The sequence below is a fragment of the Yoonia sp. R2-816 genome (assembly GCF_046762905.1).
Taxonomy (GTDB): Bacteria; Pseudomonadota; Alphaproteobacteria; order Rhodobacterales; family Rhodobacteraceae; genus Yoonia.
The window spans coordinates 1-324 of the sequence record NZ_JBKQXN010000269.1 but is presented as its reverse complement, the minus strand read 5'-3'; the positions used below and the strand labels follow the sequence as shown (position 1 = coordinate 324).

General features: G+C 61.1%; 1 protein-coding gene. It reads left to right on the top strand.

What is annotated here, in order from left to right:
- Positions 1 to 324 (top strand): transposase (locus tag ACFWW2_RS16730; protein ID WP_393929790.1); only part of this gene is annotated, 324 nt, incomplete at both ends.

Below are 324 nucleotides of genomic sequence, written 5' to 3'. Positions count from 1 at the left end.
TCCACGGGCGATTTCCACGAAGCGCTGGCCGCTTTGCTGGGGCCCAACGCGGCGGGTCTGTCTTCGACGACGATATCCTGGCTCAAGGCCGACTGGTGGGATGAGTATGACCGCTGGCAACGTCGCGATCTCAGCACGCGGCGGTTCGTCTACATCTGGGCGGATGGGGTCTATTTCCGACCGCGCATGGATGAGGAAAAACAGTGTGTTCTGGTGTTGATCGGCGCAGACGAGTGGGGCCGGAAGGAGATTATCGGCCTCGCCGATGGCTATCGCGAAAGTACCCAAAGTTGGCGTGAGCTGCTTCTCGATCTCCAGCGGCGC